This window comes from Acinetobacter sp. 1000160, assembly GCF_000588715.1.
GTDB classification, from domain to species: domain Bacteria; phylum Pseudomonadota; class Gammaproteobacteria; order Pseudomonadales; family Moraxellaceae; genus Acinetobacter; species Acinetobacter courvalinii.
Map to the genome: position 1 here is coordinate 94,719 of NZ_JFWP02000007.1, position 26,844 is coordinate 121,562.

Genomic DNA, 26,844 nt, shown 5'->3' on the forward strand with positions numbered 1-26,844 from the left:
AGCGATTATTATTTGCAAGGCTTTTTGTTTTTACGTTAAGGTGATTAAAAATGCAATGAGTCATTGATCATGTCGATTTTAGAATTATTAGAAATAAAACACCCGATTTTACTTGCGCCAATGGCTGGGGTTTCCACACCGGAACTTGCCGCTGAAGTGTCCAATCAAGGTGCATTCGGATCTTTAGGCCTGGGGGCCAATACCCCTGAAACAGCCAAAGCACAAATCTTGAAGACGCAAGAATTGACCGATCATCCCTTTCAGGTCAACTTCTTTTGCCATCAATCTGAACAACTTGATCCCGAAATTGCCCGGCAATGGATTGATTATCTCCGTCCCCAATTTGAGAAATTCGCTGTAGAAGCGCCAACCGCACTTCACTGTATTTATCCAAGCTTTCTAGACAATGATGACTTCCTGAATGTAGTGCTGGAAACCCGTCCCAAGGCAGTCAGTTTTCACTTTGGTATTCCTCATCCGCATCAAATTCAGGCTTTGAAGCAGGCAGGTATCATCACCATGGTTTCCGCAACCAATTTACTTGAAGCTCAAGCGATTGAAGCAGCAGGGATTGATATTATTATTGCGCAAGGCATTGAGGCTGGTGGGCATCGCGGGATTTTCAATCAACATTTTGATGCTGCAATTAAAACCAGCGATCTGGTTCAACTGATTACCACACACTGCGATCGTCCAGTGATTGCCGCGGGCGGGATCATGAATGGCGAACAGGCCAAGGAAATGTTGAATCGTGGTGCGTCAGCAGTCCAGCTAGGGACTGCCTTTGTGCAGTGTAAAAGCTCCAGTGCCAATGCCGCCTATCGCAAAGCATTGTTCAATCAAAGTATTACCCAGATCAGCGCCAGTCTTTCCGGTCGTCCGGCACGTGGCTTGATTGGGACTTGGCATACCCAGATTGATACACCGAATCGTCCTGCAACCCCGCAATACCCATATACCTATGACTTGGCCAAGCAGTTGATGAGCATTGCCAGTGCACAGCATGATTTCAGTTATGGCGCGTTTTGGGCTGGGAGTAATGTGGCACAAATCAGAGAGTTAGAGGCCGCCGATCTTGTCAATCAACTGGTGCTGGAAATAAAAACCAACTAAATTTTACCGATAAAAAAGCCGACCCATCAGGATCGGCTTTTTGCTTTTTCAGGTTATTTAATGGCTTCCAGCAAGGTCTGCTGGGCATTATGTGGCGCTTCACCTTCTACAGGCCGTGCACGTTCCCACACCCCGTCTCCTTGTAACAACCAGGCTTGCTGATTGTCTTTGAGATAGTTGAGTAAGCCCTGTTGATAGATCCGCTTTTTCAAGGTCGGCTCTTCAATCGGGAAACAGGCTTCAACGCGGTTAAACAGGTTACGGTCCATCCAGTCAGCACTTGAACCGTAAATACGCGGATTACCGTTATTACTGAAATAATAAACCCGGGTATGTTCCAGAAAACGCCCGACAATCGAACGCACACGAATATTTTCCGACAGATTCGGTAAACCTGGACGTAAACAGCAGATTGAACGAATGATCAGGTCGACCTGCACACCCGCTTGTGAGGCTTCATATAGTTTATTAATCAGCTGAACTTCGGTTAAGGCATTCACTTTAATAATGATCTGTGCAGGTTTGCCTTCCTTAGCGTTGGCAATTTCGTCATCGATATAATTAATCAACTGCGCATGTAAAGTGAATGGTGCATGCAGTAACTTTTTCGGCTTGGCCATTTTACCCATGCCGGTCAATTCCTGAAAAATACGATGCACGTCTTCACACAGGTCTTTATCCGTGGTCATTAAACCATAGTCGGTATAGATACGGGCATTGGTTGCATGATAGTTGCCTGTACCTAAATGCACATAACGCACCAGTTTATTATTTTCACGGCGTACCACCAGAATCATTTTGGCATGGGTTTTATAACCAACGATGCCATACACCACCACGGCACCCGCTTCCTGCAACACATTGGCCACTTCGATATTGGATTCTTCATCAAAGCGGGCACGTAATTCAATTACTGCTGTGACTTCTTTCCCATTCCGTGCAGCTTCGGCAAGCACCTGCACGATTTCCGAGTCTGCACCACTACGATACAGGGTTTGCTTGATCGCCAGTACTTGCGGATCACGTGCTGCCTCACGTAATAGTTGAATTACAGGCGCGAAGGATTCAAAAGGATGGTGCAATAAAATGTCCTGCTTTTGCATGGCTGCAAAAATACTTTCCGACTTTTTAAAGGCTTTTGGAATCACAGGCGTATGCGAGTCATAACGCAAATGTGGACGTTTAAAGTTGGATAATAAACGTGCCAAGTTGACAGGGCCGTCAACGCGATACAACTGTTCTTCGTTCAGGTCGAACTCATTAAGTAGATATTCATAAATATGCTTTGGACAGTTATGGGTCACTTCCAGACGGACTGCACGACCAAAACGGCGTGAACTTAATTCACCTTTCAACGCTTTTGCCAAATCTTCAACATCTTCGTTCAAGGCTAGATCGGCATTACGGGTGACACGGAACTGGTAACAACCGGTTGCAGTCATGCCCGGGAACAGGTCAGAAATATGTTCATGAATAATCGCCGAAAGCATCACGTGATGTTCTTTACCATCGGTCAATTCATCAGGCAAACGGACTACACGCGGCAATGAACGTGGCGCAGGTACAACAGCCAGATCAATTTGACGACCAAATGCATCCTTCCCTTCCAGCGTGACAATAAAGTTCAGACTTTTATTGACCAGTCGCGGGAACGGATGGGCCGGGTCCAGACTGATAGGGGTAAGCACAGGTGCAACCTGCTCATGGAAATATTTTTTGATCCAGGCCGATTGTGCCGGTGTTAATTCACCACGACGCAGGAAGCAAATATCTTCTTTACGTAATTTCGGCAGGATTTCTTCATTTAATATGCGGTACTGACGTTCGATCGCGGCATGCGTGGTTTTAGAAATCTGTTCCAGAACCTGCTTTGGGGTCAAGCCATCTGGTGTGCGGCTTTCATTGCCCAAGGTCAGTTGTTCCATCATGCCCGCAACACGGATCTCAAAGAATTCGTCCAGATTGCGTGAAAAGATCAAAAGGAAGTTCATCCGCTCTAATAATGGATGAAGTGGATCGACAGCCTGTTCCAGTACACGTAGATGGAAATCGAGAATCGAAAGCTCACGATTGATATAACGATCGTTGTAACTATATTCTATTGGCGTTGTTGTCGTCACTGCAGTATTCATACCCAACCTTGTTGCTTTATCATTCATCAAGTGATGATTTAAGTATGCTGCAAAATTATGTCAATTTGGTAAAAAAGCCCAAAATATTGGGCTTTTTTTTAAAATTTGGTGAATTATTGCGGAAGTTGTATGCCATTCATATATTTTAGGATCACCCGCTTGCGATATTGCAGCTTACGGTCATTGCGGTTGTCCTGATAATACTTTGGATTGGGCAACAGCGCGGCTAAAAATGCAGCCTGCTCCCGGGTTAGACTTTTAGAGCTTTTACCATAATAAAACTGGGCTGCTGCCTCAACCCCATAGATGTTTTGGCCAAACTCAACCGAGTTCATATACACTTCCAGAATGCGTCGTTTTGACCACATCCGCTCCATCATCCAGGTGGCCACTGCTTCCTGGCCTTTGCGAATAAAAGAACGTTTATTATACAGAAACAGGTTTTTTGCCAACTGTTGCGACACCGTTGAACCACCCGCCACCAGTTCACCTTTTTCGCTATTGCGTTCCAGCGCAAACTGGATTCCTGCCCAGTCAAAGCCATGATGATGAATAAACTTGGCATCCTCACCCGCTAAAATGGCGCGTTTGAAATTATCACTGATATTGTCATAGTCACGCCATTCCTGCTTGATCGGTTTAAAGTCGGTCAAATAATCCCAACGCATAAACATGGTGGTGTTAACCGGATGGGTGCGCCACCAGACCAGACTACTAAAAATCCAAAGCTGGATCAGTAGAATGACGCCGATAATCAACATTACTGCGCGTGCTAAAAAGGCTTTCATTAAAGTGCATCACTCCATCATGCAATAAATTCATGCTAAGCTATTTTTTATATCAATCACTAGCCTAAACATATGACTGAAACGACTCCACCACAAATCAACCAAAAATTGCAAATACAAACTTGGTGGTTTACTGCGTTATTAATCGCAGTCAATGTCGGATTATTTGGCTGGCAAATTGTTTCAGGGGTGAATATTACCGACCCTGCCCCTGTTGATGCAATCGCCTGGGGCGCAGATTTTACCCCACTCACATTTTCCGGGCAGGCTGAACGCTTGTTCACCAGTATGTTTTTCCATTTTGGCCTGATCCATTTAATGTTAAATATGTGGGCACTGTATATCTTTGGCAGTGTGGCAGAACAATTATTTGGTCGCAGCTATTATATCGCTATGTATGTGCTGGCTGGCCTGATGGGCAGTGTCCTGTCCAGCTATCTGAGCATCCGCGATGGCTACGCGCTGTTACAACATTTTGACCCGAAATTACTCCCGCATATCAGTGCAGGCGCTTCGGGTGCAGTAATGGGACTCGGTGCAGCACTTACGGTTATTTCCCTGTTTCCCCCTTTGCCCCAGCAACGCTTCTTGCTGGATAAAAAATCATTACTCATGGTGATGGGGATTAACCTTGTCTTCGGTTTCACCGTTTCAGGCATTAACAATGCCGCGCATATTGGCGGCATGCTGATGGGGGCATTACTGGCCGCAACCTGGTATTTCAGCCAGAAAACGCCAAGAAAAGCACTGGCTCAAGCCATTGCCATAATGATGGGCAGCCTACTGCTCTATGCATTCTACTTTTATTGCACCCAACTCAGTACAGGACTTACTCCACTGTGGAATGAAATCCTGCGTCAGAACCAGCTTACTTTCTAAGACTGGTTCATTTCTCTTAAACTTTGTAAGGGCGGAATATCGCATAAGTAACTCAAACTATAGCGCCCGATCAACGTACATACCACTAGCATGCTCAACGGTAGAATCAGCCAGATTTCCGCATGCCACTGAATCGCCATTTGCATCTTGTAACTGGCAATCGCACTGATCACCTCTGCAAACAGACAGGCCACCACACCCGCCAACAGACCGATAAAACCGATTTCCAGACTGAGCATCCGTTTTAATTTATGCTTGGCGACACCAAAGGAGCGCAATAAAGCCACCTCTTTACGGCGCTCATCCATCAGCACATTTAAACAGGCAATCAGTACCAGTACCCCCGATAAACCCACCAGCAAGGCCAGAACCGTGACAATCTGCACCAGAACATTGACCAGACGTTTCACCTCTTCCAGGATACGCCCGACATCAATAAACACCGTATTGGAAAATTGCTGAATCAATTGCACCATTTTCGGCTGATCCGCTGGCGGGACATAGAAGCTGCCTAAATAACTGCCTGCGTTTTCATCCATGGTTTTCGGTGAAAAAATAAAGAAGAAATTCGGGCTAAAACTTTCCCATTCCACGCTCCGCAGATTGATGACGGTCGCATTCAGTGGCCCTTCGGGTAAGCTGAAACTGAGCTGATCGCCAATCTTGATTCCCAGTTCAGTGGCCAGTTTGGCTTCTACCGACACCTGCCCCGTCTGGGTAAAATCTGGACGGCCCTCAGTAATCAGATTATCTTTCGGATACACTGCGGCTTGGGTCAGATTCAGTTCACGACGCAACGAATTATTTTGCTTGACCAGTTCTGCTGCAAAAGGCTGACCATTTTTTGCCACCAACCGGCCTCGAATATTCGGATAAAGCGGGGTACTCGACCATTGATTCTGCTCAAGCTGCTGTTTCAATTGCGGCATATCAAATGGCGGTAAGCCATAAACAAACTGGTTCGGTGTTCCTGCTGGCAATTGTTGCTGCCAACGTTGCAATAAATCTGTTCTTAAGACACTCAAGACCGTAATCAGGCTCAGCCCCAAAGCCAAAGCGGTAATCTGTAGCGCAGTTTGATGCGGAATGCGTACATAGGCAGAGATCGGATGCTTGAGCTGCTTGATCGCTTTTAACAGCAACCAGATCACGGCAAAAAGCGCCGCACATAATATCAAAATCGCGACTAGAACCCATAGACTTAACTGCAAATTATCACTCAGCACCAGACTAAACATCACCAGACTGGCAATACCAACTGCAAACATGGCGATATACGATTTACGTGACCGCTCCTGCTGACGGATCACCCGTATCGGAGGGGTATTGAGTAACTCCCAGATACTGGGCAAGATAAAACCGATCAGCACCATCACACTAGTAAAAATGGCGACTGGCAAAGCAAACAGTAAATCAGCCAGTGCAAAGCTCAATTGTAATTGTGGAATCAGCTGCAACATCAACTGCAATAAACCATAACCTAATGCGATACCGATCAGACTGCCCAGCCCAATCGACAAAGCACTGACAATGCCAAGCAAGGCCAGATAAGCCAGCAAAATCTGTCTCTTGCTTGCCCCCAGACAACGCATCAGGGCAATATGATCCTGATTTTGTTGCACATAACGTTGACTGGTCAAGGCAATCGCAATACCACACAGCAAAATGGTTAACAAATTGGCAAGCTGTAAAAAGGTATCCAGATTTTCAATCGGTTTCATTAAGCGCGTATTGGATTGGCTGGCATCGCGTAATTTCAGCGAAGCCTGTTCACCCTCTTCCATCTGCTGCTCATCGGGCTGGTCATGCACCGATTCAGGATGGGTCTGTTGCCTGAAGACGTGTTTAAAAGCCTTAACCTGTTCAGGCGGCCCTGCCATCAATAACCGATACTCAATCCGGCTACCCACTTGCACGGCATGGGTTTTGGCAATATCGGCCTGATGAATCATCACTGTCGGCGAAAATCCGGAAAAGCCAAGCTCCTGATTAGCATCGTGTTCAATAATCCCGGTTACTTTAAACTGAGCATCCGCAATCGCAACCTGATCCCCTACTTTCGCCTGTAACAGATCAGCGGCCCGCGGGCTCAACCAGACCTGTCCAGTTTGAAGGCCTTGTGACTTGGGCTGAATTTCAAGTTCACCGCGTAATGGAAAATGCGCATCAATCGCTTTGACATTAACCATCACAAACTGATCCGAGGTATGCGCCATCGAACTAAATACCGTCACCGCTGCCTGTTGCAAACCCAGTTTTTGGGCTTGCTGTGACCATTCGGTCTGAATCGGGTCCTTATCGTAGAGCACCAGATCCGCAGCCAACATTTCAGCGGCCTGTAGGGTTACGGCATTTTGGACTTGGGTATTACTAAACTTAAGGGCTGTGGTGGCACTGATCGCTAAAGAAAGGGCAATGATTAATAAATACAAGCCTCCCGTACGAAAGCTTTGCAGTAAGAGAGGCTTAAGCACTGAACTCATAAGCCCTCTCCAAGTTTGACGATGTCCTGAATCTGCCCATCCGCCAGTTTGACATGACGTTGACATAAAGCAGCCAGATTCTGATCATGCGTCACCAGCACCAAGGTTGTGCCTAGTTCTTTGTTCAACTCAAATAACAGCTGTTCAATTTCTTCAGCCGTTTGTCCATCCAAGTTACCTGTCGGTTCATCGGCAAAAATAATTCTTGGTTCTGCAATCAGGGCACGTGCAATGGCTACGCGCTGCTGCTCCCCACCCGAGAGCACTTTCGGTGTTTGCTGGGCCTGACGTACTAGCCCAACCCGTTCTAACCAGGCCAATGCTTTCTGTTCTGCCTGCCTGAAATTAAAGTCAGGTTGTAAGCGTAAGGGCAACATGACATTTTCCAGTGCACTGAGCTGCGGCAATAGCTGAAAAGACTGAAATACAAAACCGATATTTTCCAGACGAACCTGCGCGCGCTGCTCTTCAGACAAGCTGTGCACTGCCTGCCCACATACCCATAACTCCCCGGCGCTGGGACGATCAAGCGTTGCCAGGATGCCCAATAAGGTTGATTTTCCTGAACCTGAACGACCGGTAATGGCAATCTGTTCGCCTGGATAAATTTCCAAATCGATCTCTTTTAAAATCGTTAAACTTTGCTGATTAATTTGAATCTTTTGTGTAACTTTTTGGGCAGAAATAATCGGTTGTGGCATGATGTCACGTATCCTTTAGGACAAATTTGAAGTGCAATGCAAATATCTAAAGTTATCTTGTCAGTATCTAAAACGCTTGCAATGATCAGTGTCTGCTTGATCCCGACACTGGTTTCAGCAAAGACTATTTTAATTTTGGGTGATAGCCTGAGCGCGGGTTATGGCATAGATGCAAAACAAGGTTGGGTTCACTTGTTACAACAACGTTTAGACCAACAGTATCCGAAACAGCACAAGGTGGTCAATGCAAGTGTCAGCGGCGAAACCACCAGCGGTGCACTGGCCAGACTGCCAAAATTATTGCAAACCTATCGCCCGGAAGTGGTGGTAATTGAACTGGGCGGCAATGATGGCTTGCGCGGTCAGCCTCCGCAAATGATTCAAAACAATCTTGCCCAGCTGGTACAGTTGAGTCAGAAACAGAAAGCTCATGTTTTACTGTTCGGGATGAAAATACCACCGAATTATGGCACCGCTTATAGCAAGGCCTTTGAAAATAATTACAAGCTGGTCAGCCAGCAATATAAAGTGAAATTACTACCGTTCTTTCTTGACGGCGTCGCAGGACAGAAGCACTTGATCCAGAACGACCAGATCCATCCGAATGCGAAAGCACAACCCCTGATGCTGAATCTGGCTTATCCTTATATCAAAGCTGCGTTATAAACCGCGCCTTTGAAGAAATTGACGATTTCAACTGATGTTTTTCTTAAAATAAACCACACGCTCGGTTTCCTGAAAGCCCAGCGCGCGATGCATGGCATGACTGATCGTATTATCCAGCGCAGCATCTGAAGCAAATTCGGTACATGCAAACTGCTTGGCCCAGTGTTCTACCTGCTGTACCAACGTGCTAGCAACACCTAAACGTCGACACTCTGGCAACACATAAATACCTTCCAGAAAAGCCACCGGTGAAGTTTGTGTGCCATTTACATATTCATAACGAATCGAGGCTTCCAGCATGGCAATTGCTTGCTGCTGATCGTTATAGCTTAATAATTGCAGGGTCTGTGGTTGTTCGAGTAACTGCCGCATTTCCAGTAAATGCGCGTCTTCATGATCAGGCCAGAGTAATCGTCTTAATTGCAGCCAGTCGGCCAATAACGGCTCGGTTACAGGCATGATTTTCATCTCTATTCTGCCCTTTTACTTTGCTTATTTTTCTAATTCAATATAAAGATTTATACTTTAATCAGCGAAATTAAGGCGAGTTAAAACTCGCCCTGATGCTTAGAAATCAAAAAAAGAAACTTCACCGGTTTCGAGTGAATATTCTGCACCAACCACAATCATTTTGCCCTTTTCAATCAGGCTTTCCAGCACAGCTGAACCGTGACGGAGCTGATTCACAGAAGCAAATACGTTTGAACGGACCGCATGTGCAGACAATTTTTTCAAATCATTTTTGAGTTCGGTTTGCATCAGGATTTCAACCGAAGGACGGACACGGTTGACGATCGACATTAAATTCGATGAAGGCGGCTGATCAGGGTTCATCAAGGTATCAATCGTGGCTTGAATCGCGCCACAATGGCTATGTCCCAGTACCACCACCACAGCACAATCATAACGCTCTGCTGCGAATTCAACACTGCCGACCTGTGAAGGTGCCACAATATTGCCTGCCACACGAATCACGAACAAGTCACCCAAGCCTTGGTCAAAAACCATTTCCGCAGGTACACGTGAATCAGAACAGCCTAAAACAATTGCAAAAGGATTTTGATCACTTGCCATCTCGGCACGTTCTTGGTGAGATAACAATTTTTGTTGAACTGCTTCTCCTTTTACAAAACGGGCATTACCAGCTTTTAAACGTTCTAATGCTTCTTGTGCGGTGAGCATGTGTATATCCATGTGTGATTGACCTGAGGCAACAGTTTAATGTGCGCCCGTTTGAAAGTCACTGACAAAAATAGAAACGATCAGCATACTTGCTAATCTTTTGAACGCTAAAATAGCGGAAAATTGCTGAATTCATTGGCAAGAATTTCCATACATCTGTAGATTATGCAAATGACTCGCGTCGTCTCTTCCTCAATAATCAATTGGTTTTAAAACAGATCAAGGATTGACCAAAGATGATAAATACCCGACTTGCCCAACCGTTGCGTAAGACACTCGGTGCTGCGTTACTGGCCTGTAGCTTAAGCACGGTTGCTGTCACTACAACTCAAGCTGCCGAAATAGAAATGAGCTTTCAAAACCTGTTGCAGCAAGAACGTGCCTGGGCTGGTTTACAAAGCAGGACCTTAAAAGTGGGTGATATCACCTGGTCTTATAGCGAAGGCGGTCAAGCCGGTAAGCCTATTATTATTTTAATTCATGGTCTGGCAGGCAGTCGTGACAACTGGAACCGTGTCGCACGCGCCCTCACAGCAAATTACCACGTCATCATTCCGGATTTACCAGCCAGCGGTGAAACACTGGTTCCGAAAGATTTTGACTATTCTGTGCCAAATGTCACCGAAAAATTACGCCGTTTTGTGGAGGCCGCCAATCTGACCGGACCTGCACATATTGCCGGTCATTCACTGGGCGGTTCAATTGCCATGCTCTATGCAGGTCAATATCCCTTTGAAACCAAGAGTCTTTTCCTGATTGATGCAGCTGGTGTCTATAAGGCCGCAACAACACCTTATTTAAAAGATCCAAATCAGGTGAAGAACATGATTGTGAGCAAAAAAGGAGATTTCAATTTCCTGATGCAACAAGCCATGTTTACCCCACCGTTCATTCCGAAGGAAATTGCTCAGGCACAAGAAAAAATGATGATTGGTCAGGTTGAGCAGACCCAGAAAATGGTCGATCAAGTCATTGCCTTGAATAAACTCTATACCCCGGATTCATTTGCCTTGCTGGCAAGATCGATTGATGCACCGACCCTGATCTTATGGGGCAAGCAGGATAAAATTGTCAATGTTGAGGTGGTACCAGAATTAAAAGCATTACTGAAAAATGCCCAGACGCCTGTCATTCTGGACAATGTCGGTCATATGCCGATTCTGGAAGCAGATCAACTGGTGGTTCAGCAATATCTGCCATTCCTGAGCAAGATTCAGGCACAAAAAACTGCTGCGGCTCCAGCGCAATAAACTTAATTTAGCGATTTGAGAATATATGTCTAAACATCCAATGATAGAACAACTGATTGATGCACAGCTCGACTTTCTTGAACATGAGTTTGCTCAGCCAGACACCATTCAATCAGAATTTAAACAGTTCTATCATTGGTTACGCTTGCAACCGTTACAGCAACTCTGGTCTTTTGAACAAATTTTTAACCTGATTGAAAAACAGATTCTTGCTACACCCGCAAGTGCCTTTCTGGTTGAGCAGATTGCGGAGCATATCCGTTTTGCCCTGATTCATCCCGTTAACGACCAGACCAGCATTGAAGATGTTATTCCTGTTCTTACCGTAGATTCGATTGCCCAGTATGTGGCCAGTAAAAGTGGACACCGCCAGCGTTTAATTAAAACCATGGTGAACAATCCCGCGTTCTCAGCATTGATTAGCCAGTTAATCCAGCACTCGATTCAGGATTATCTGGATAATTCAGTGATGTCAAAGCGCGTTCCTGGTGTCGGGCATTTTATGAAAATGGGCAAATCGGTTTTAGAAACAGTGACCGATTCCAACCTGAACCAGACCATTGCCCATTATCTGCAAAAAAATATTTTAAAAATCAGTCAAATGAGTGAGAGAGTACTGAATCAGCATTTTAATGATGACAAGCTCTATCATTTTCAGGCCAATCTCTGGCATAAAATTAAAGTCATGCCCTTATCGGTATTGCGGAATTATATCGAAGTACAGGACTTACCAAAAACCGTCGCAATGGGACACGAAATCTGGGAGCATATTCGTCAGACGCCTTATCTAAAACAACAAGTGCATGATGGCGTTTATGCCTGGTACGCACGTAATCAGGAACGGACTTTTGATCTTTTATTACGTGACCTGAATATTGATGAGGCATTGATTGAACATGAACTCAGTCAATTACTCATCCCTGGACTGCAACAGGTGATCGAGACAGGTTATTTACGTGAGCGTGCCCGCCCTTATTTAGAAAATTTTTATTATTCGGATCAAGTGACACATATCTTAAAAGTAGAAGGATAAGGCCTTAAAACCTTACCCTTCCCTTCAAATTCTAGAAGCTATAGGTCACACCAAGATTATAACGGCGGCCATCTAACACATAGTTATAGGTCGCAGTATCAATCTCTTTATCAAATAGATTGTAAATGCCTGCAGCAACCGCAATATTTTGCGTTGGCTTATAGTTCACCCCAACATCTACCATCGTATAAGCAGGTTTACCTTTGGCCATGGCTGTACGGCTTAAGTAATCCGAAGTTTTACTGCGGTAATTCACACGGCCCCAGCTTGAGAACTGATCGTTAATTTCCCAATCTGCTGTGGTGTTAAACATATGCTTAGGCATTTCATTTAAAGGTTTACCTTTATTCGCGCCACTCTTTTGTTCGGTATCCGTGAAGGTATAATTCGCACTCAAGTTCACATTTGGTAGGACTTTCCAGCCAAAGGTTGCTTCTGCACCACGCATATTGGCTTTATCCACGTTCTCACGTAGGCTGACAAAGTCAAATTTTTCACCCAGCCAGTCGCAGCCCATTGATCCAGAGGCTCCCTGACAGGTTCTGATTTCAGTGATCTTGTCTTTAAACTCACTATTGAATAGTGTAAGACCTGCAGTCAGATTATCTAAGTTGTCCCAGTTAAAGGACATTTCATAGTTCACACTTTTTTCAGGTTTTAGGTTCGGATTGCCAACAATCACACCTTTACTTTGCCCACCACCTGTTGCCTGCCCCCACTCTGCAACGGTTGCACGCAGTGCTGGTGTTTTATAACCTGTTGAGACACCACCTTTAATCACCCAATTATCATTCAGCCCCCAAACGCCATAGACTTTCGGACTCCAGTGATCACCAAATTTTTCATCTTTATCTAAACGCAGTGAACTGGTTAAAGTGAAATCATCGACAATATTCCAGGCATTTTCCGCAAATAATGCCCAGCTATAACGATCAAGATTGGAAACAGGTTTTGCCCCACCAACGCTTAGCTGATTACCTTTGTCATCTAATTCTTCTTTGAGGTACATCCCGCCAAAGCTCAAACTATGACGATCAAAATTAATTTTATTGATGGTATTAAATGTAGTATTGATCGCTTCCATATTCCGTGATGGATTTTCATTCTCTTCACGCTGAATATAGGAATGTGTTTCTACTGCTCCAATTTTTCCACGATGCGTTAAGCTATATTCGGTACGATAGTAGTCTGAGAATGAGTTTACTGGTGAATTTCGACCCGTTTGTATTGGAGAAATACTCTTGCCAACGGTTGCATCGCGGTTTTGAATCGAGCGCTGGTACTCCAGATCAATGGTGTGATCATCATTGGGGGTCAGGCTAAATGCAGCTCCACCTGCGCGAATTTTTTGCTTGCTATACCCCCCATAGATTTCATCTTCATCACGTTGCGAATAAAGACCATTGGCTTTAAACGATAATAGATTGGCGATTAGAGGACCTGCAATATAAGCATTGGTTTGATATTGATTACCTGAGTCAGAATTTTCCTGCAACGTGGTATCAAGCTTGATCGAGCCCGTCCATTCAGTTACATTTTTCTTGGTAATAATGTTAATCACACCGCCCATCGCATCTGAACCATATAAGCCAGACATTGGTCCACGGATCACTTCAATGCGTTCAATAGCACCAATATTCGGTAACCAGCCTTGCTCAATGCCTGAGTTATCGCTATTGGGACGTACTGAACGTGAATTTACTTTTTTGCCATCAACCATAATCACGGTATAGGCACTGCCCATACCACGGATACTGATATCACTTGAGCTACCGCCTCCTGTAACCACCACACCTGGAACATCTTTCAGTGCATCGGTCACATCACGATATGCTTTTTTATTCATTTCTTCTTGTGTGAGCACAGAAATAGAGGCTGCTGCTTTTTTAATGTCCTGCTCAAATCCACTTGCCGTGACAACAATCTTTTCCAGTTGTACAGGCTCTTTATTGGCCTGAATTTCTGCTGCCTGTGCAAGCGCCATCATACCGCCCAATACGGAAATAGTGAGGAGTGATTGACGTGCTATTTTGTTGGACATATTCCCACCCGATTCAGAGATATCTTAAAGATTGCTTAAAATTTATGGGAATTCTAACAAAAAACAAATAAAACTCAATATAAATGATAATTATTATTATTTATATGTTCATTTTTAATTGTTTGCCGATAGCTTATCAATTGTGGCAAACCAGTTGAACTTTTTAACTTTCAGTCAAAAATAATGATTCCAAATCATTCATTTTATTTAACAATGATCTGATTACATTTAAGTAAAAAGTTAATGATGAAGTCTGTGTTAGGGACTAGCTTTTATTGAAATGATCGACTGACTCAAGCTGTTCAAATTTAAAGACGTTTTATAGCTTAAATCGCTTCTTTAAAATTATGATACTTTTCTAGTAATTTTTATGCATATTACGTTGTTTTTTGATTGCGCAAGTTGAAAAGCGCGCCCCATATCTGGACCACGTTTCAACTTGCATGTCGCATCGTGACTTAAGCCGGAATTTGCTGAGTAATGCAGTGAATATTGCCGCCACCGAGTAAGATTTCGCGCGCAGGAACACCTGTGATCAGATAGTCTGGATACATCTGCTGGAACAATGCCTTCGCCTGTTCATCAGTACGTTCATCCAGTAACGGGAAAATAATCTGCTGGTTACTAATCAGGTAATTGACATAAGAGCCCGCCAGACGATTACCTTCAAAACGTTCAATGGCATTGCCCTTATCAATATCGATCGTCTCGTTTCCACTGGCATACAGTGGCCCGGGAGATGGCAACTTCCACACTTTCAATTGACGGCCTTTTGCATCCTTTGTATTTTCCAGTACTTGTAATGCAGCTTGTGAACGTGCGTATTGCGGATCATTAAGATCATCTGTCCAGTGCAATGCCACTTCACCAGGACGGACAAAGCAGCACATATTATCAACATGTCCATCGGTTTCATCATTAAATACACCTTGAGGCAACCAGATGAAAGTGGTGACACCCAAGCATTCTTGCAGAATATTCTCAATCTGGGCCTGAGTCAGATGTGGATTTCGGTTCGGATTCAGCAAGCATTCTGCAGTGGTCAACAATGTGCCTTCTCCATCTACATGAATGGCGCCACCCTCTAAAATCAGCGGTGTCGAGTAAGTGTCAATGCTGTGCTGAGCAGCGATTTTGCCTGCAATCAACTGATCCTGATCCCATGGAAAATACAATCCGCCATTTTCCCCACCCCATGCATTAAATACCCAGTTGATGGCTTTTTTCTGGCCTTGCGCATTCTTGACAATGCTTGGCCCCGTATCACGTGTCCAGGCATCATCACTTTCCATTTCCACCAATGTGACCTGTGCAGGCATAACTTGGCGTGCTTTTTCCATTTCAGCTTGAGGAACAGCCATAAATACTGGCGTTTTCTGGGCAATTGCAGCCGCAACTTGGGCAAAAGCCTGTTGTGCAGGTGCGCCATTGCCACGCCAGTTATCCGTACGATACGGCCAGATCATCCATACCGCTTCTTGTGCAGACCACTCGCCGGGCATGCTAAAACCTTGCTGCTTTGGGGTTGTCGCATTCTGTTCCATATTGTCTATCTCCATATGTTCATATCTTTTGAAGTCAAATCTACATTGATCAAATCAATTGTTTAAAACGGTTTAAGTGGTGGCCCCAAACGAGAGCGGCTGTTTGCGGATACGCTTATAAAGCAGCAGTAAAACCCCAGCCAATAGCCACACGCCTCCAAATTCCAGTGCCGATTTTTCCAGATGTATCCATAAACCTAATAGGCACAGTACCGAAACCAGGGGTAGCAGCAAATTGAAGAAAATGTTTTTCAAGCCCGTACGCTCTTTACGAAGCACAAAGAATTTCATGAATACAGAGAAGTTCACCATGGTAAATGCAATCAAGGCACCAAAACTGACCAGACTCACCACGGTTGCCAGATCAACGGTAATCGCTAACAGGGAAATCAAACCTACAAATAAAATCGAATATAACGGTGTACCTAATCTGTGATTGACATAACCGAATATTTTTTGGTTAAACACACCATCACGCCCCATGATGTAAAGTAAACGTGAAGCGCTGGCATGAGAGGCCAAACCGGAGGCAAATGCATTCATGATCTGTACGGTAAGCAAGGCTGACTGGAAAAATACGCCTCCAACAAACAGTGCAATTTCAGGTAAGGCTTCATCTGGATTTTTAAACTGTTCCAGTGTCGGAAAGGACAACTGAACGAACCACGAAACCGTAATAAAAATCAGGCCACCTAACAAGGTTGTCAGCATAATCGCCCGGGGAATGGTCTTGGTCGGATTGCGGCTTTCATGGGCTAAGGTCGAGACCGCATCAAAGCCCAAATAAGAGAAACAGACCAATGACACACCTGTCAGCAAGGTCAGATATTCCGGATTACCATTGAATAAAGGCTTGATTGTCGCCAGGCTTTGATAACCCTGCGAATGCCCCATGCCTGTGACCACCAGAAAAATAAACACCAGCATCATTGAAATCGTAGCTGCAATAAAGATAAAGCTAAAATTGGCCAGAATATTGATACGAAAGCTGTTGATTAGCGTGATAATCCCGACCATGATCACCACCCAGGTGGTATAGGAAATATCGGGCATCAATGCATTAAGATAAAATGAGGCGAGTAAAACATTGACCAACGGAATCAGTAGATAGTCAATCAGCGAGCACCAGCCCACAAAAAAACCCGCTGTCTTGCCGCATGTTTCAGTGGTATAGGTATAAGCCGATCCTGATTTTGGTGTCAGTTTACTAAAGCGTGCATAGCTAAATGCAGTTAATAGCATCGCAAATAAAGCCAGAATATAAGCCAGAGGAACCCTTCCCTCGGTAACTCTTGAAATAATACCAAAAGTATCAAATACAGTTGCTGGAGCCATATAAGCCACACCAATGACAACCACTTGCCACAATGACAGCCCTTTTCGGTTGTTTTCGCTTTCCATGCATGTTTCTCCTGCATCAATGCAAACACTTTCGCAGTGCTTTTTTTATTCATCTTGGATAGTGATATTGAACAGAGAAGTCCCTTTCCCGATTCAATAAGCAGTTGAAAGAATTAGAGCGTAATCACGTTTTCTTCGAGATAGCTTTGCATTCCCGATTCACCCAGTTCACGTCCAATTCCACTTTTCTTGAACCCGCCCCATAAAGAGCCAGGCTGAATCATTTGATGACAATTGATCCAGATATGACCAGAACGAAGTCGCTTGGCAATTTTTTTACCGTGCTGCAAAGATCCGGTGATAATGGTGGCAGCCAGACCAAAGTCAGAATCATTGGCTAGCCGGATCGCTTCTTCTTCAGTTTCAAAGCTTCGACAGCACATCACCGGGCCAAAGATTTCCTCGGTCCATAAGCGGCTTTCAGTCGGTACATTTACAAAAACATAGGGCTGAATGAAAAAGCCCTTTTCCGGAATGGCAATCTGTTCAGGATCAATTAAGGATTGAAGCTTTTCCTGTTGTGCGATAGTTAAATATTCATGAACTTTCTGATATTGCTTTTGCGTCGTCATCGGTCCCATACTCAACGGGCCGCTCAGGTCAGAACCTAAAGTCATCGACTCCACCGCGGTTTTAAGCTTCTGGTAAAAGCGCTCTGCCAGTGATTGGTGTACCAGTAAACGTGAGGTTGCAGAGCACATTTGACCGCTGTTATAAAACATGCCACCAAGTGCTTTATCGACGGCTTCATCCAGATCGGCATCTTCAAGAATCAGGATCGGCGATTTGCCACCCAGCTCTAACGTGACACGCTTGACCGATTGCGCTGCTGCCTGCATCACGTGAATACCCACTTCCGTACTACCGGTGAAGGAGACTTTATTGACCTCTGGATGGGTCACTAGATGCTGGGCTGCCACGGCATCTCCCAGAATCAGGTTAAAGACTCCCTGCGGAAACTGGATCTGATCCAGTAATCGGGTAAATTCATACTCTGGCAATGGCACCAATTCGGATGGTTTAAAGATCAGTGTGCAACCTGCGGCAAGGGCGGGTGCGATTTTCCAGGCGCTGGTGATTAAAGGGAAATTCCACGGCGTAATCAAAGCAACCACACCCACCGGATTTTGCTGATGGGTCAGTTCAACACCATCTTCACATTGGGTCACCTGACTAAACGCAAATTCTTTGACGAGATTGGCATAGTAGCGATAGCACTTAATGCTATTCTCGACGTCGACTTGGGCTTGCTCCGAAGATTTACCATTATTACGATGGGAAAGTTCAATCAAGGTATTCTTTGCTGCGTCTATGGCATCGGCAATTTTGTTTAACCAGTTTGCCCGTTGTTCAGGACTGGTCAAACTCCAGCTTTCCAGCGCCTGTTGCGCAGCCGCCACGGCAGCATCTACATCTTGTGGGGAAGCGGTCGTAAAATGGGTTAATTCTTCTTCACTGGCTGGATTCACCACCGTAATCTGGGAGCTTCCTGACGTATTTTCCCATTTTCCATTGATATAATTCTTCATCTGCTTGCTCTCATACGAGTTCTAACGCGGATTCATCGTGACTGCCCACAGGATTTCAGCCTGTTTCATGTCAATAAAGTCCGCAATATTCCTCATTCATTCCATCGACATCATCTGTTGTTGTCCCGCTATTTCTATCGATCAGCGAGACTCAACTCACCCCGCAGGGCAAGTTGACTGCTTGAAACATCAAAGAGATTCGGCTTACAAATGACCTTCAGCCTTTAATTCCTGAATGGTATTCTGAATCGCATGACGTAAGGTTTTCACGGCAAAGTCAATTTGATCACGTGTCAGGATCAAGGGTGGAGACAACACATTCATGTGACCCACAGGACGTACAATCAAACCGAGTTTCTGGCAATGATTGGCAATACGTTTGCCTACCCCAACAGAACGGTCAAACAGTTCTTTGGTTTGTTTGTTACGCAGGTTTTCGATACACATCATGAATTTTTTGCCGCGTACTTCACCGACAATTTCCAGATCTGCCAACGTCTTTAATTGCTCTTCAAAGTAAACGCCCATGTCCTGGACATGTTCACAAATCTTTTCCTTTTCCAGAATTTCAATATTCTTCAGTGCAGCAACACAACTGACCGGATGACCTGAATAGGTAAAGCCATGGGTAAGCAAACCACCTTCATGATGCGGTTTACTGATGGCCTCATAAATTTCATCCGAAATGATGGTTGCACCTAAAGGCAGATAACCCGAAGACAGGCCTTTTGCACAGGTAATAATGTCAGGCACGATGCCAAACACGTCTTCTGAAGCAAACATATGACCTAGGCGACCAAATGCAGTAACCACTTCATCAGACACATACAGCACATTGTATTTTTTACAGACGGCCAAGGTTTTGGCATGGTAGCCTTCTGGTGGAACAATCACGCCGCCCGCACCCATGATTGGCTCGGCAAAGAAAGCTGCGACATTGTCCGGGCCAAGTTTCAGAATGGTATCTTCCAGTTCCTGAACCTTTTCATTACAGAAATCTTCCATCGACTGCGATGCTGGCTTGCGGTATGGATTTGGACATGACACATGGTGAACCAGCTCATTGTGAATTTCGAAACCGACATGATCGGCTTCAATACCGGTCAAGGTCATACTGATATAGGTACTGCCATGATAAGCATCTTTACGGGCAATCAGTTTCTTTTTCGATGGTTTGCCAATCTGATAGAAATAGTGGTGAATTAAACGTACTGCAGTATCGTTCGCTACTGAACCACCACAGCCATAAAATACATGATTCAGATTACCCGGTGCCAACTCAGCCAGTTTAGCCGCCAACTTGGCTGCTGGTGCTGTGGTTTGATGACCAAATGGTGAATAATAAGGTAGTTCCATGATCTGTTCAGCAACGGCATCGGCAATTTCTTTGCGTCCATAACCGACATTGACACACCACAGACCGCCAATACCATCTAGATATTTATTGCCCTGCGCATCATATACATAGACATTTTCACCTTTCGACATGATTAAAGAGCCTTCGTCTTTAAAGGTCGAAAAATCTGTCCATGGGTGAATCACATGATCCTTATCTTTTTGCCAGATATCCTGAATATCGACATTTACAGGTAATTTAGAGTTCATCTTTTATCCATCCATTTTTTATTGCAATGCTCCATTCCAGCAGCATGCATGTCTTACACATTGTTAATAAGTTGATAATTAAACGGTTACTGTATTCTTCTGTGCCATTTGTGCGGTTGACTGTGCGTCATAATTTAAAATCGCATTCAGCAACACATCGGCACCTTGGGCCGCATCTTGCATATAAATATCTTCTGCCTCGTTATGGCTTAAACCATCAATACACGGAATAAAGATCATCGTCGTCGGACAATGTTTCGCGATATTGATGGCATCATGTCCTGCACCACTCACAATCGGCTGATTGCTGTAACCCAGACTGTTTACCGCTGCTTGAACCGTTGCCACACAAGTCTTATCAAAATAAGTCGCCGGACTCAGCCAATGTTGAGACACCTGAACGTCCAGATCTCTTTCTGTCGCCAGACGAGACAAGATTGCTCTGGTTTCCACTTCCATGACGTTGAGTGCAGCATCATCTGGATGACGTAAATCAATGGTCCACTGAATCTGGCCCGGGATGGTATTGCGCGATGAATTTGCCACCTGCATTTCACCAAAGGTCACCAAACCTTGCGGGAATTTCTCAAGAATGCATTTTTCAACAGCCACGATCATTTCTGAGGTACCGACCATGGTATCTTTACGCATATTCATCGGGGTTGTGCCCGCATGTGCTGCTTTGCCTTGGGTTTCAACATCTAGCCACAGAATGGCTTGACCACCGGTGACCACGCCAATCGAGATCTGGTTTGTTTCCAATACAGGCCCTTGCTCAATATGGGCTTCGTAATACGCCTGGAATGGACGCGCCAGTGGATAATCGCCGAGTTGTCCGGTACGGACCAGTTCGGAATAAACAGAAATACCGTTTTTATCGGTGGTGTCATAGACTTGCTGTTTAGGTAATACCCCAGCGAAAGCGGCGGAGCCCATCATTGCCGGAGTGAAACGTGCGCCTTCTTCATTCATCCACACCACCAGTTCAAGTGGATGAGCCGTCACAATATTCTGTTCTTCTAGGCGCTGTAATACTTCCATCCCCGCCAGCACACCATAAATACCATCAAAGCGTCCGCCCTTGGGCTGGGTATCCAGATGGCTGCCCATAACGATAGGTAATGCGGTATGGTCTTGACCGGAACGGCGTAAAATCTGGTTACCGACTTCATCATAATGAATAGAAAGATTAATCTGCTTGGCCCACTCAAGCAGTAAAGCCCGACCTGAAATATCTTCATCCGTAAGCGCTAACCGTGTATTACCACCCTTGCTGGTGGCACCAATTTTTGCCATGTCCATGAGCATCTGCCATAAACGCTCTGCATTCACTTTCATTGTTTTAACATCCCTTTTATCGATATATCACTATCGCTTTATTCACTCTACTTTGATTAATTCTTCCATTAAAAACGAGTGCCAATTCTTTCAAAAAAACAGGTACCAATTTAAATATCAATAAATAAATAAAATTCCTTTTGTTTTTCAAATAAATAAGCAAAAGATTAAATTAATCCTATTTTTATAAAAATCAATTTGTTTTTTATTACTTTTTAATTATTTCTAATCCCATTCAACATCGAACATAAAACAGCCAAAAAGTTTTATATATAAAACTTTTTGGCTGCTGCTTGATCTAAGAAAATTTTAAATAGGACTATTTTAACCATCAACGTATGATTTTAAAATACAAGTATTTACATTTAAACTAAAACAGTTTGGTTAAACTAAAACAGTTTGGTTAAACTAAAACAGTTTGGTTAAACTAAATACCACTGTTTTATCTGCACTGGGTAAATCCTTATTAACATTTGCATTGGCATAATATAAATCAAAAATAAAATCCTGATAATTAAAATCCAGTCCCAACTTATAATCATAGAAGTGGCTTCTCTGATCTGTTCCCCAAAGTACAGCATAGGCATCTTTATTTGCGAACTGGTTATATGCTACTTGCGTATATATATTCCACTGCTCCGCGACTGGATAACGATATCCGACTTCATAACGCAGCATTTTACCGGTCTCTAGCGTATAATCAGGTGAATAGTAAAAAGCCAGATTCAACTCATCCTGCGCATGGAAGAGATTTGATTTCAACACGCCAATTGAGTATTCCTCAAAATCTACACGAGGCAGGGTTTTATCTTCTCCAGGGTAGTTCACATCCAGATATTGCAGATTCAGTTTAAGATCATTATTTATTTGATAATTATAGCCAATATAATAATCCAGCTCTAAACTACTGCCAATATCCAGCTGTATATTTGATGCAAACAGTTGCGTATACAATCCTGAATCATGATCTAGACTTAATGTTCCTTGAACAGCCGGTTTGCCTTTGGTTTGCGTAGTGCCACGCCAATAATACTCTGTTAAAAAAGCCATTGAACCACTGACTGAAAAACGTTGCTGCTGATTTTCAGTAGGACTATCGGCGGGGTTTGCATATACTGGCGCTAATAGTGTAGATGTTAAGATAGCTAGAATCCATTTCTTGTTGATCATCTATTTATTCCATGAATATATGATTATTTTTGAATTCTGATTATCTTTCACACATCCTATAAATCGAGAACCAATTTCACAAAAAACAGAAGAGCCATTTATTTTATAAAAAAAAATAGGTTTAATTCATATCCGCATAAAAATAAAGCAAGCTTATCGCTTTCTTTAATTTTAAAATTTATTAACATTCTTGCATCAGTCATATTTTGAACTGTATTGAATAGACAATAAAAGTCCCCTCTCCTTTTTAAAGGATGAGCGTAGTTACACGTAAAAGGGAGAGGATTTAGATCAAGCATTTCCCCTCATCCTAACCTTCTCCCAAGGAAGAAGGAACTTTTAACACCAATGTTGAGCATTTTTTGAATTTTGAAAGCGCTCTATTCTTTATTGACTATTCACTTCCCTTTATATACCTGTTTACCTGCAAACCAGGTCTCGGCAACTTTCCAGTCTTTGATATCTTTATTCAATGGCGTTTTTAAAGCATCTTGCAAGACCACAAAATCAGCCCACTTTCCGACACTGATACTGCCAATCTGATCCCCCCAGCCTGCAATATTGGCAGGTGCTTGAGTATAGGCATATAAGGCTTCATCCAGACTTAAAGCGTTATCGCTATAGCGGGTTTTGCCCTGATACTCACGGAAAACCACATCACTCAGCTGTAGCATTGGATTTTCGGATGCAGTCGGCCAATCACTCCCGAGTACCATGGTGGCACCGCTACTGAGCAGCGACTGCCAGGCATAGCTATACGGCATCCGCGCCTTACCTAAACGCGATTCCTGATAGTTACCACTAATGGCATGGTCCGGCTGCATTGAAGCCACCACGCCTAGCTGGGCAAAACGCGGAATTGCATCTTTAGAGATCACTTCAATATGCTCAATTCGATTGGCAAACTGACGATGTTTCGGACTGCTCTCAATCGCATTCAGGGCCATATCGACACTTTTGTCACCAATGGCATGTATCGCCACCGGGAAACCGGTCTCATTGGCATGTTTCACTGAATTATTCAGCTCTACCTGTGAGGTAATCGGTGCGATATTAAAATGATGACGATCTGCATACGGTTCATTCAATGCAGCGGTGTAATTCATCAAGGTACCATCGACAAAGTATTTCATATAGGCAAAGCGGAACTGCGGCCCAGTTTTCCACTGCTGTTCTTTTTGCATGAACTGCTGATTAAGTTGATCACGTTGCTTTGCATAAGCCTGAAAATGGGCTGGTGTGACCTGATCCTCTCCCGCCATCAAGCCAAAACGTATCCGCATCGGCAATTGCTGTTTCGATTCCAGTAAAGCAGGATAAACCGTAGCCAACTCAGTCCACATATCATGTACGGAGGTAATCCCCAGACTGTTAAAATGCGCAATGATTTTTTCAATGACAGGAAGTGCCGCTTTGCCCGAAAGTAATGCACTGCTGTACTTGGGATTGCCCAAAATCAGTTGCATGCCCGCAGTTTCCTTAAAAATACCAGTCGGCTCACCTGTTTGCGGATCTTTTACAATCTCGCCTCCTTCCGGTGCTTGGGTATGTTTATCAATCCCCAGCAATTGCATGGCCTTGCTATTCACCCAGACCGAGTGATAGTCAATGTCCTGTAACACCACAGGGCGATCAGGCACAATCGCATCCAGTTCCTGTCGTGTCGGCATATGACCATCTTTGAGGCTGCTGACATCCCAGCGACCACCTACCAGCCAGGCGCCTTTCGGTAACTGTTTATCCTTTTCAGCGATTAATCTAAACCATTCCTGACGGTCCGTGATACCAAAAAGGTCCACCCCTTCCCAAAGCTCTAGCCCACCCAACAAATGGGTATGCGCATCGGTTAAACCAGGCAGCACCGTCTTGCCTTTTACATCAATAATTTGTGTCTGCTTGGTCGCCATCTGCTGAATAAAGCGGTTGTCGCCTACAGCCAGAAACTTTCCATCTTTCACAGCAAAAGCTTGTGCTTTTGGCTTGGCCGGATTGGATGTCCGAACATCGGCGTTCAGTACAATGACATCAACCTGAGGCGTTTGTGCATAGCTGTTTAAGCTTATGACGCCGATACTGATCGCTAACCATAATTTCTTATTCATAAGTCCCTTATTTCCCTATCCTGTGTTATTTTTCCATTTTTATTCTCGTTGCTTTCTCTACAAAACCTAGAACCAATTCGACTGAAAATGCAGGAACCATTTTTATTGAGATACAACCGATTCAAGTTAAACGAAAGCACCTACCTGTTCGAATGCCTTTTATCGAGGTTGTGGTTTTGCAGCATAGACCTGTCGGCCAGCAAACCAGGTTTCCGCGACCTGCCAGTCCTTCAGGTTCTTAGGCAGTGGTGGCTGCAAGGTACCTTGTAAAATGACAAAATCGGCCCATTTACCCACACTGATACTGCCCGTTTCATTTCCCCAGCCTGCAACATTGGCAGGCGCTTGCGTATAAGCATATAAGGCTTCATCCAGACTCAGGGCATTTTCGCTATAACGGGTTTTTCCGTTATATTCACGAAATATGGCATCACTGAGTTGTAACATCGGGTTTTCTACGGCCGTCGGCCAGTCACTCCCCAGGACCAGCGTAGCCCCACTGCTTAATAGCGACTGCCAGGCATAGCTATAGGGCATTCGTGCTTCGCCCAAACGAGATTCTTGGTAATTACCTGAGATGGCATGATCAGGCTGCATCGAAGCCACCACACCTAACTGGGCAAAACGCGGCATGGCCGTTTCACTCATGACTTCAATATGTTCGATTCGATTGGCAAACTGACGATGGCGGGGACTGCTTTCAATCGCATTTAAGGCCATATCGACACTTTTATCTCCAATCGCATGCATCGCAACAGGAAAACCCACCGCATTTGCCTTGCTAACCAGATCGTTTAATTTGGCCTGTGAGCTTATTGGCTCACTATTAAAATCATGCCGGTCTGCATAATCTGCATTCAATGCAGCGGTATAACTAAATAATGTGCCATCGACAAAATATTTAAGATAACCATAGCGGAATTGCGGTCCCTGTAACCATTGCTGTTCTTTTTGTTTAAATTGCCGGTTCAGTTCATCGCGCTGTCTTGCATACTCAGCAAATTGTGCTGTTGTGGTTTTTTCTGCCGATGTATCTGCCATATAGCCAAACCAGACCCGCATTGGTAATGGTTGCTTTTGTTGTAGCATTGCAGGATAAACCGACCAATCACTTCTCCACATATCATGAACTGAGGTCACACCCAACTGGTTAAAATGCGCAACCAGTTTTTTCAAAACAGGCAGTGCTTCTGTTCCAGCAACCACTGCCTTGAGATAGACCGGATTTTTACGCACCAGTTGTGTGGCCGCGGTTTCTTTAAATATCCCGGTCAACTCGCCGGTATGTGGGTCCTTAACAATTTCGCCTCCCTCTGGCGCGACGGTGTGACGGTCAATTCCCAGAAGTTGCATGGCTTTGCTATTCAGCCATGCGGTATGATAATCAATATCCAGCAATACTACGGGGCGATCTGGCACAATCGCATCCAGTTCCTGTCGTGTCGGCAAGCTTTGCTCAGACAACAAACTGATATCCCAGCGGCCTCCGGTCATCCACTGGCCTTTGGGTAGCTGCTTATCACGTTCTGCAATTTGCCTGAACCATTCAGCACGATCCTTCAAACCGTATAGATCAATGCCTTGCACAATTTCCATCCCGCTACCAAAATGTGTATGCGCATCGGTTAAACCCGGGATGACGGTACTACCCTGAGCATCAATGACGCGCGTGTGCTCAGTTGCCATATGCCGGATAAAACTGTTATTGCCTACCGCCAAAAACTTTCCCTCTTTGACCGCAAATGCCTGTGCTTTAGGTTTTGCCGGATTAGAAGTTCGCACATCAGCATTAAACACAATCACATCAACTTGCGGCGTTTTTGCATAGCTTGCCAGACTCATGACACTGATACTGAGGCCCAACACGAATGTTTTATTCATAAATCC

20 protein-coding genes are annotated in these 26,844 nt (G+C 44.4%); 5 read left to right on the forward strand and 15 right to left on the reverse strand.

Annotated features, from left to right (window positions below; genetic code table 11):
• Positions 1-69: 69 nt before the first annotated feature.
• The gene (locus tag J699_RS04740; RefSeq protein ID WP_032870393.1) at positions 70-1,113 is read left to right on the forward strand and encodes an NAD(P)H-dependent flavin oxidoreductase; all 1,044 of its coding nucleotides are present in this window, start codon (positions 70-72) and stop codon (positions 1,111-1,113) included.
• A 53-nt stretch (positions 1,114-1,166) separates the two neighbouring features.
• Here the strand turns inward: J699_RS04740 and ppk1 are convergent, their stop codons facing one another.
• Entirely contained in the window at positions 1,167-3,245 is a 2,079-nt protein-coding gene (gene ppk1 / locus J699_RS04735) for a polyphosphate kinase 1 (protein WP_005288233.1), read from the reverse strand.
• A 113-nt stretch (positions 3,246-3,358) separates the two neighbouring features.
• A complete protein-coding gene (gene mtgA / locus J699_RS04730; protein ID WP_005231795.1) occupies positions 3,359-4,033 on the reverse strand; it encodes a monofunctional biosynthetic peptidoglycan transglycosylase in 675 nt (224 codons plus the stop codon).
• A gap of 72 nt (positions 4,034-4,105) precedes the next feature.
• Here mtgA and J699_RS04725 point away from each other — a divergent pair, with 72 nt between their 5' ends.
• The gene (locus tag J699_RS04725; RefSeq protein ID WP_032870391.1) at positions 4,106-4,912 is read left to right on the forward strand and encodes a rhomboid family intramembrane serine protease; all 807 of its coding nucleotides are present in this window, start codon (positions 4,106-4,108) and stop codon (positions 4,910-4,912) included.
• On the opposite strand, the gene J699_RS04720 is transcribed toward J699_RS04725, so the two are convergent.
• Positions 4,909-7,395: an ABC transporter permease gene (locus J699_RS04720; protein WP_032870388.1), complete on the reverse strand. Its 2,487-nt coding sequence runs from the start codon at positions 7,393-7,395 to the stop codon at positions 4,909-4,911. The genes J699_RS04725 and J699_RS04720 overlap by 4 nt on opposite strands.
• Positions 7,392-8,096: an ABC transporter ATP-binding protein gene (locus J699_RS04715; RefSeq protein ID WP_032870386.1), complete on the reverse strand. Its 705-nt coding sequence runs from the start codon at positions 8,094-8,096 to the stop codon at positions 7,392-7,394. The genes J699_RS04720 and J699_RS04715 overlap by 4 nt, the downstream gene beginning before the upstream one ends.
• Before the next feature lie 42 nt (positions 8,097-8,138).
• Here J699_RS04715 and J699_RS04710 point away from each other — a divergent pair, with 42 nt between their 5' ends.
• Entirely contained in the window at positions 8,139-8,762 is a 624-nt protein-coding gene (locus tag J699_RS04710; protein WP_171062181.1) for an arylesterase, read from the forward strand.
• Between the two features lie 27 nt (positions 8,763-8,789).
• Here the strand turns inward: J699_RS04710 and aac(6')-I are convergent, their stop codons facing one another.
• Together aac(6')-I and J699_RS04700 are read right to left on the reverse strand one after the other, a co-directional pair.
• The gene (aac(6')-I, locus tag J699_RS04705; RefSeq protein WP_032870384.1) at positions 8,790-9,230 is read right to left on the reverse strand and encodes an AAC(6')-Ighjkrstuvwx family aminoglycoside N-acetyltransferase; all 441 of its coding nucleotides are present in this window, start codon (positions 9,228-9,230) and stop codon (positions 8,790-8,792) included.
• A 99-nt stretch (positions 9,231-9,329) separates the two neighbouring features.
• On the reverse strand, positions 9,330-9,944 hold the full coding sequence (locus J699_RS04700) for a carbonic anhydrase (protein WP_005231802.1): 615 nt from the start codon (positions 9,942-9,944) through the stop codon (positions 9,330-9,332).
• Positions 9,945-10,180: 236 nt separating this feature from the next.
• On the opposite strand from J699_RS04700, the gene J699_RS04695 reads away from it, so the two are divergent.
• Together J699_RS04695 and J699_RS04690 are read left to right on the forward strand one after the other, a co-directional pair.
• Positions 10,181-11,194 (forward strand): alpha/beta fold hydrolase, encoded by a 1,014-nt coding sequence (locus J699_RS04695; protein ID WP_032870381.1) that lies wholly within the window; start codon positions 10,181-10,183, stop codon positions 11,192-11,194.
• 25 nt (positions 11,195-11,219) lie between these two features.
• A complete protein-coding gene (locus tag J699_RS04690) occupies positions 11,220-12,227 on the forward strand; it encodes a hypothetical protein (RefSeq protein ID WP_032870379.1) in 1,008 nt (335 codons plus the stop codon).
• A 31-nt stretch (positions 12,228-12,258) separates the two neighbouring features.
• Here the strand turns inward: J699_RS04690 and J699_RS04685 are convergent, their stop codons facing one another.
• From J699_RS04685 to J699_RS04645, 9 genes are all read right to left on the reverse strand, one after another.
• Positions 12,259-14,268 (reverse strand): ligand-gated channel protein, encoded by a 2,010-nt coding sequence (locus J699_RS04685; RefSeq protein ID WP_032870377.1) that lies wholly within the window; start codon positions 14,266-14,268, stop codon positions 12,259-12,261.
• 458 nt (positions 14,269-14,726) lie between these two features.
• Positions 14,727-15,812 (reverse strand): agmatine deiminase, encoded by a 1,086-nt coding sequence (gene aguA / locus J699_RS04680; protein WP_032870375.1) that lies wholly within the window; start codon positions 15,810-15,812, stop codon positions 14,727-14,729.
• Between the two features lie 72 nt (positions 15,813-15,884).
• Positions 15,885-17,213 (reverse strand): APC family permease, encoded by a 1,329-nt coding sequence (locus tag J699_RS04675; protein WP_032870373.1) that lies wholly within the window; start codon positions 17,211-17,213, stop codon positions 15,885-15,887.
• A gap of 113 nt (positions 17,214-17,326) precedes the next feature.
• Complete coding sequence (locus J699_RS04670; RefSeq protein ID WP_032870371.1) at positions 17,327-18,742, reverse strand: aldehyde dehydrogenase family protein; 1,416 nt, start codon at positions 18,740-18,742, stop codon at positions 17,327-17,329.
• Between the two features lie 204 nt (positions 18,743-18,946).
• A complete protein-coding gene (locus J699_RS04665; protein WP_032870369.1) occupies positions 18,947-20,347 on the reverse strand; it encodes an aminotransferase in 1,401 nt (466 codons plus the stop codon).
• Between the two features lie 78 nt (positions 20,348-20,425).
• On the reverse strand, positions 20,426-21,685 hold the full coding sequence (locus J699_RS04660) for a Zn-dependent hydrolase (protein ID WP_032870367.1): 1,260 nt from the start codon (positions 21,683-21,685) through the stop codon (positions 20,426-20,428).
• Positions 21,686-22,093: 408 nt separating this feature from the next.
• Positions 22,094-22,855 (reverse strand): TorF family putative porin, encoded by a 762-nt coding sequence (locus J699_RS04655; RefSeq protein ID WP_032870365.1) that lies wholly within the window; start codon positions 22,853-22,855, stop codon positions 22,094-22,096.
• Between the two features lie 398 nt (positions 22,856-23,253).
• Positions 23,254-24,957, reverse strand: coding sequence for an amidohydrolase (locus tag J699_RS04650; protein ID WP_032870360.1), 1,704 nt, complete (start codon positions 24,955-24,957; stop codon positions 23,254-23,256).
• A 159-nt stretch (positions 24,958-25,116) separates the two neighbouring features.
• Positions 25,117-26,838, reverse strand: coding sequence for an amidohydrolase (locus J699_RS04645; protein ID WP_032870358.1), 1,722 nt, complete (start codon positions 26,836-26,838; stop codon positions 25,117-25,119).
• Positions 26,839-26,844: the final 6 nt, after the last annotated feature.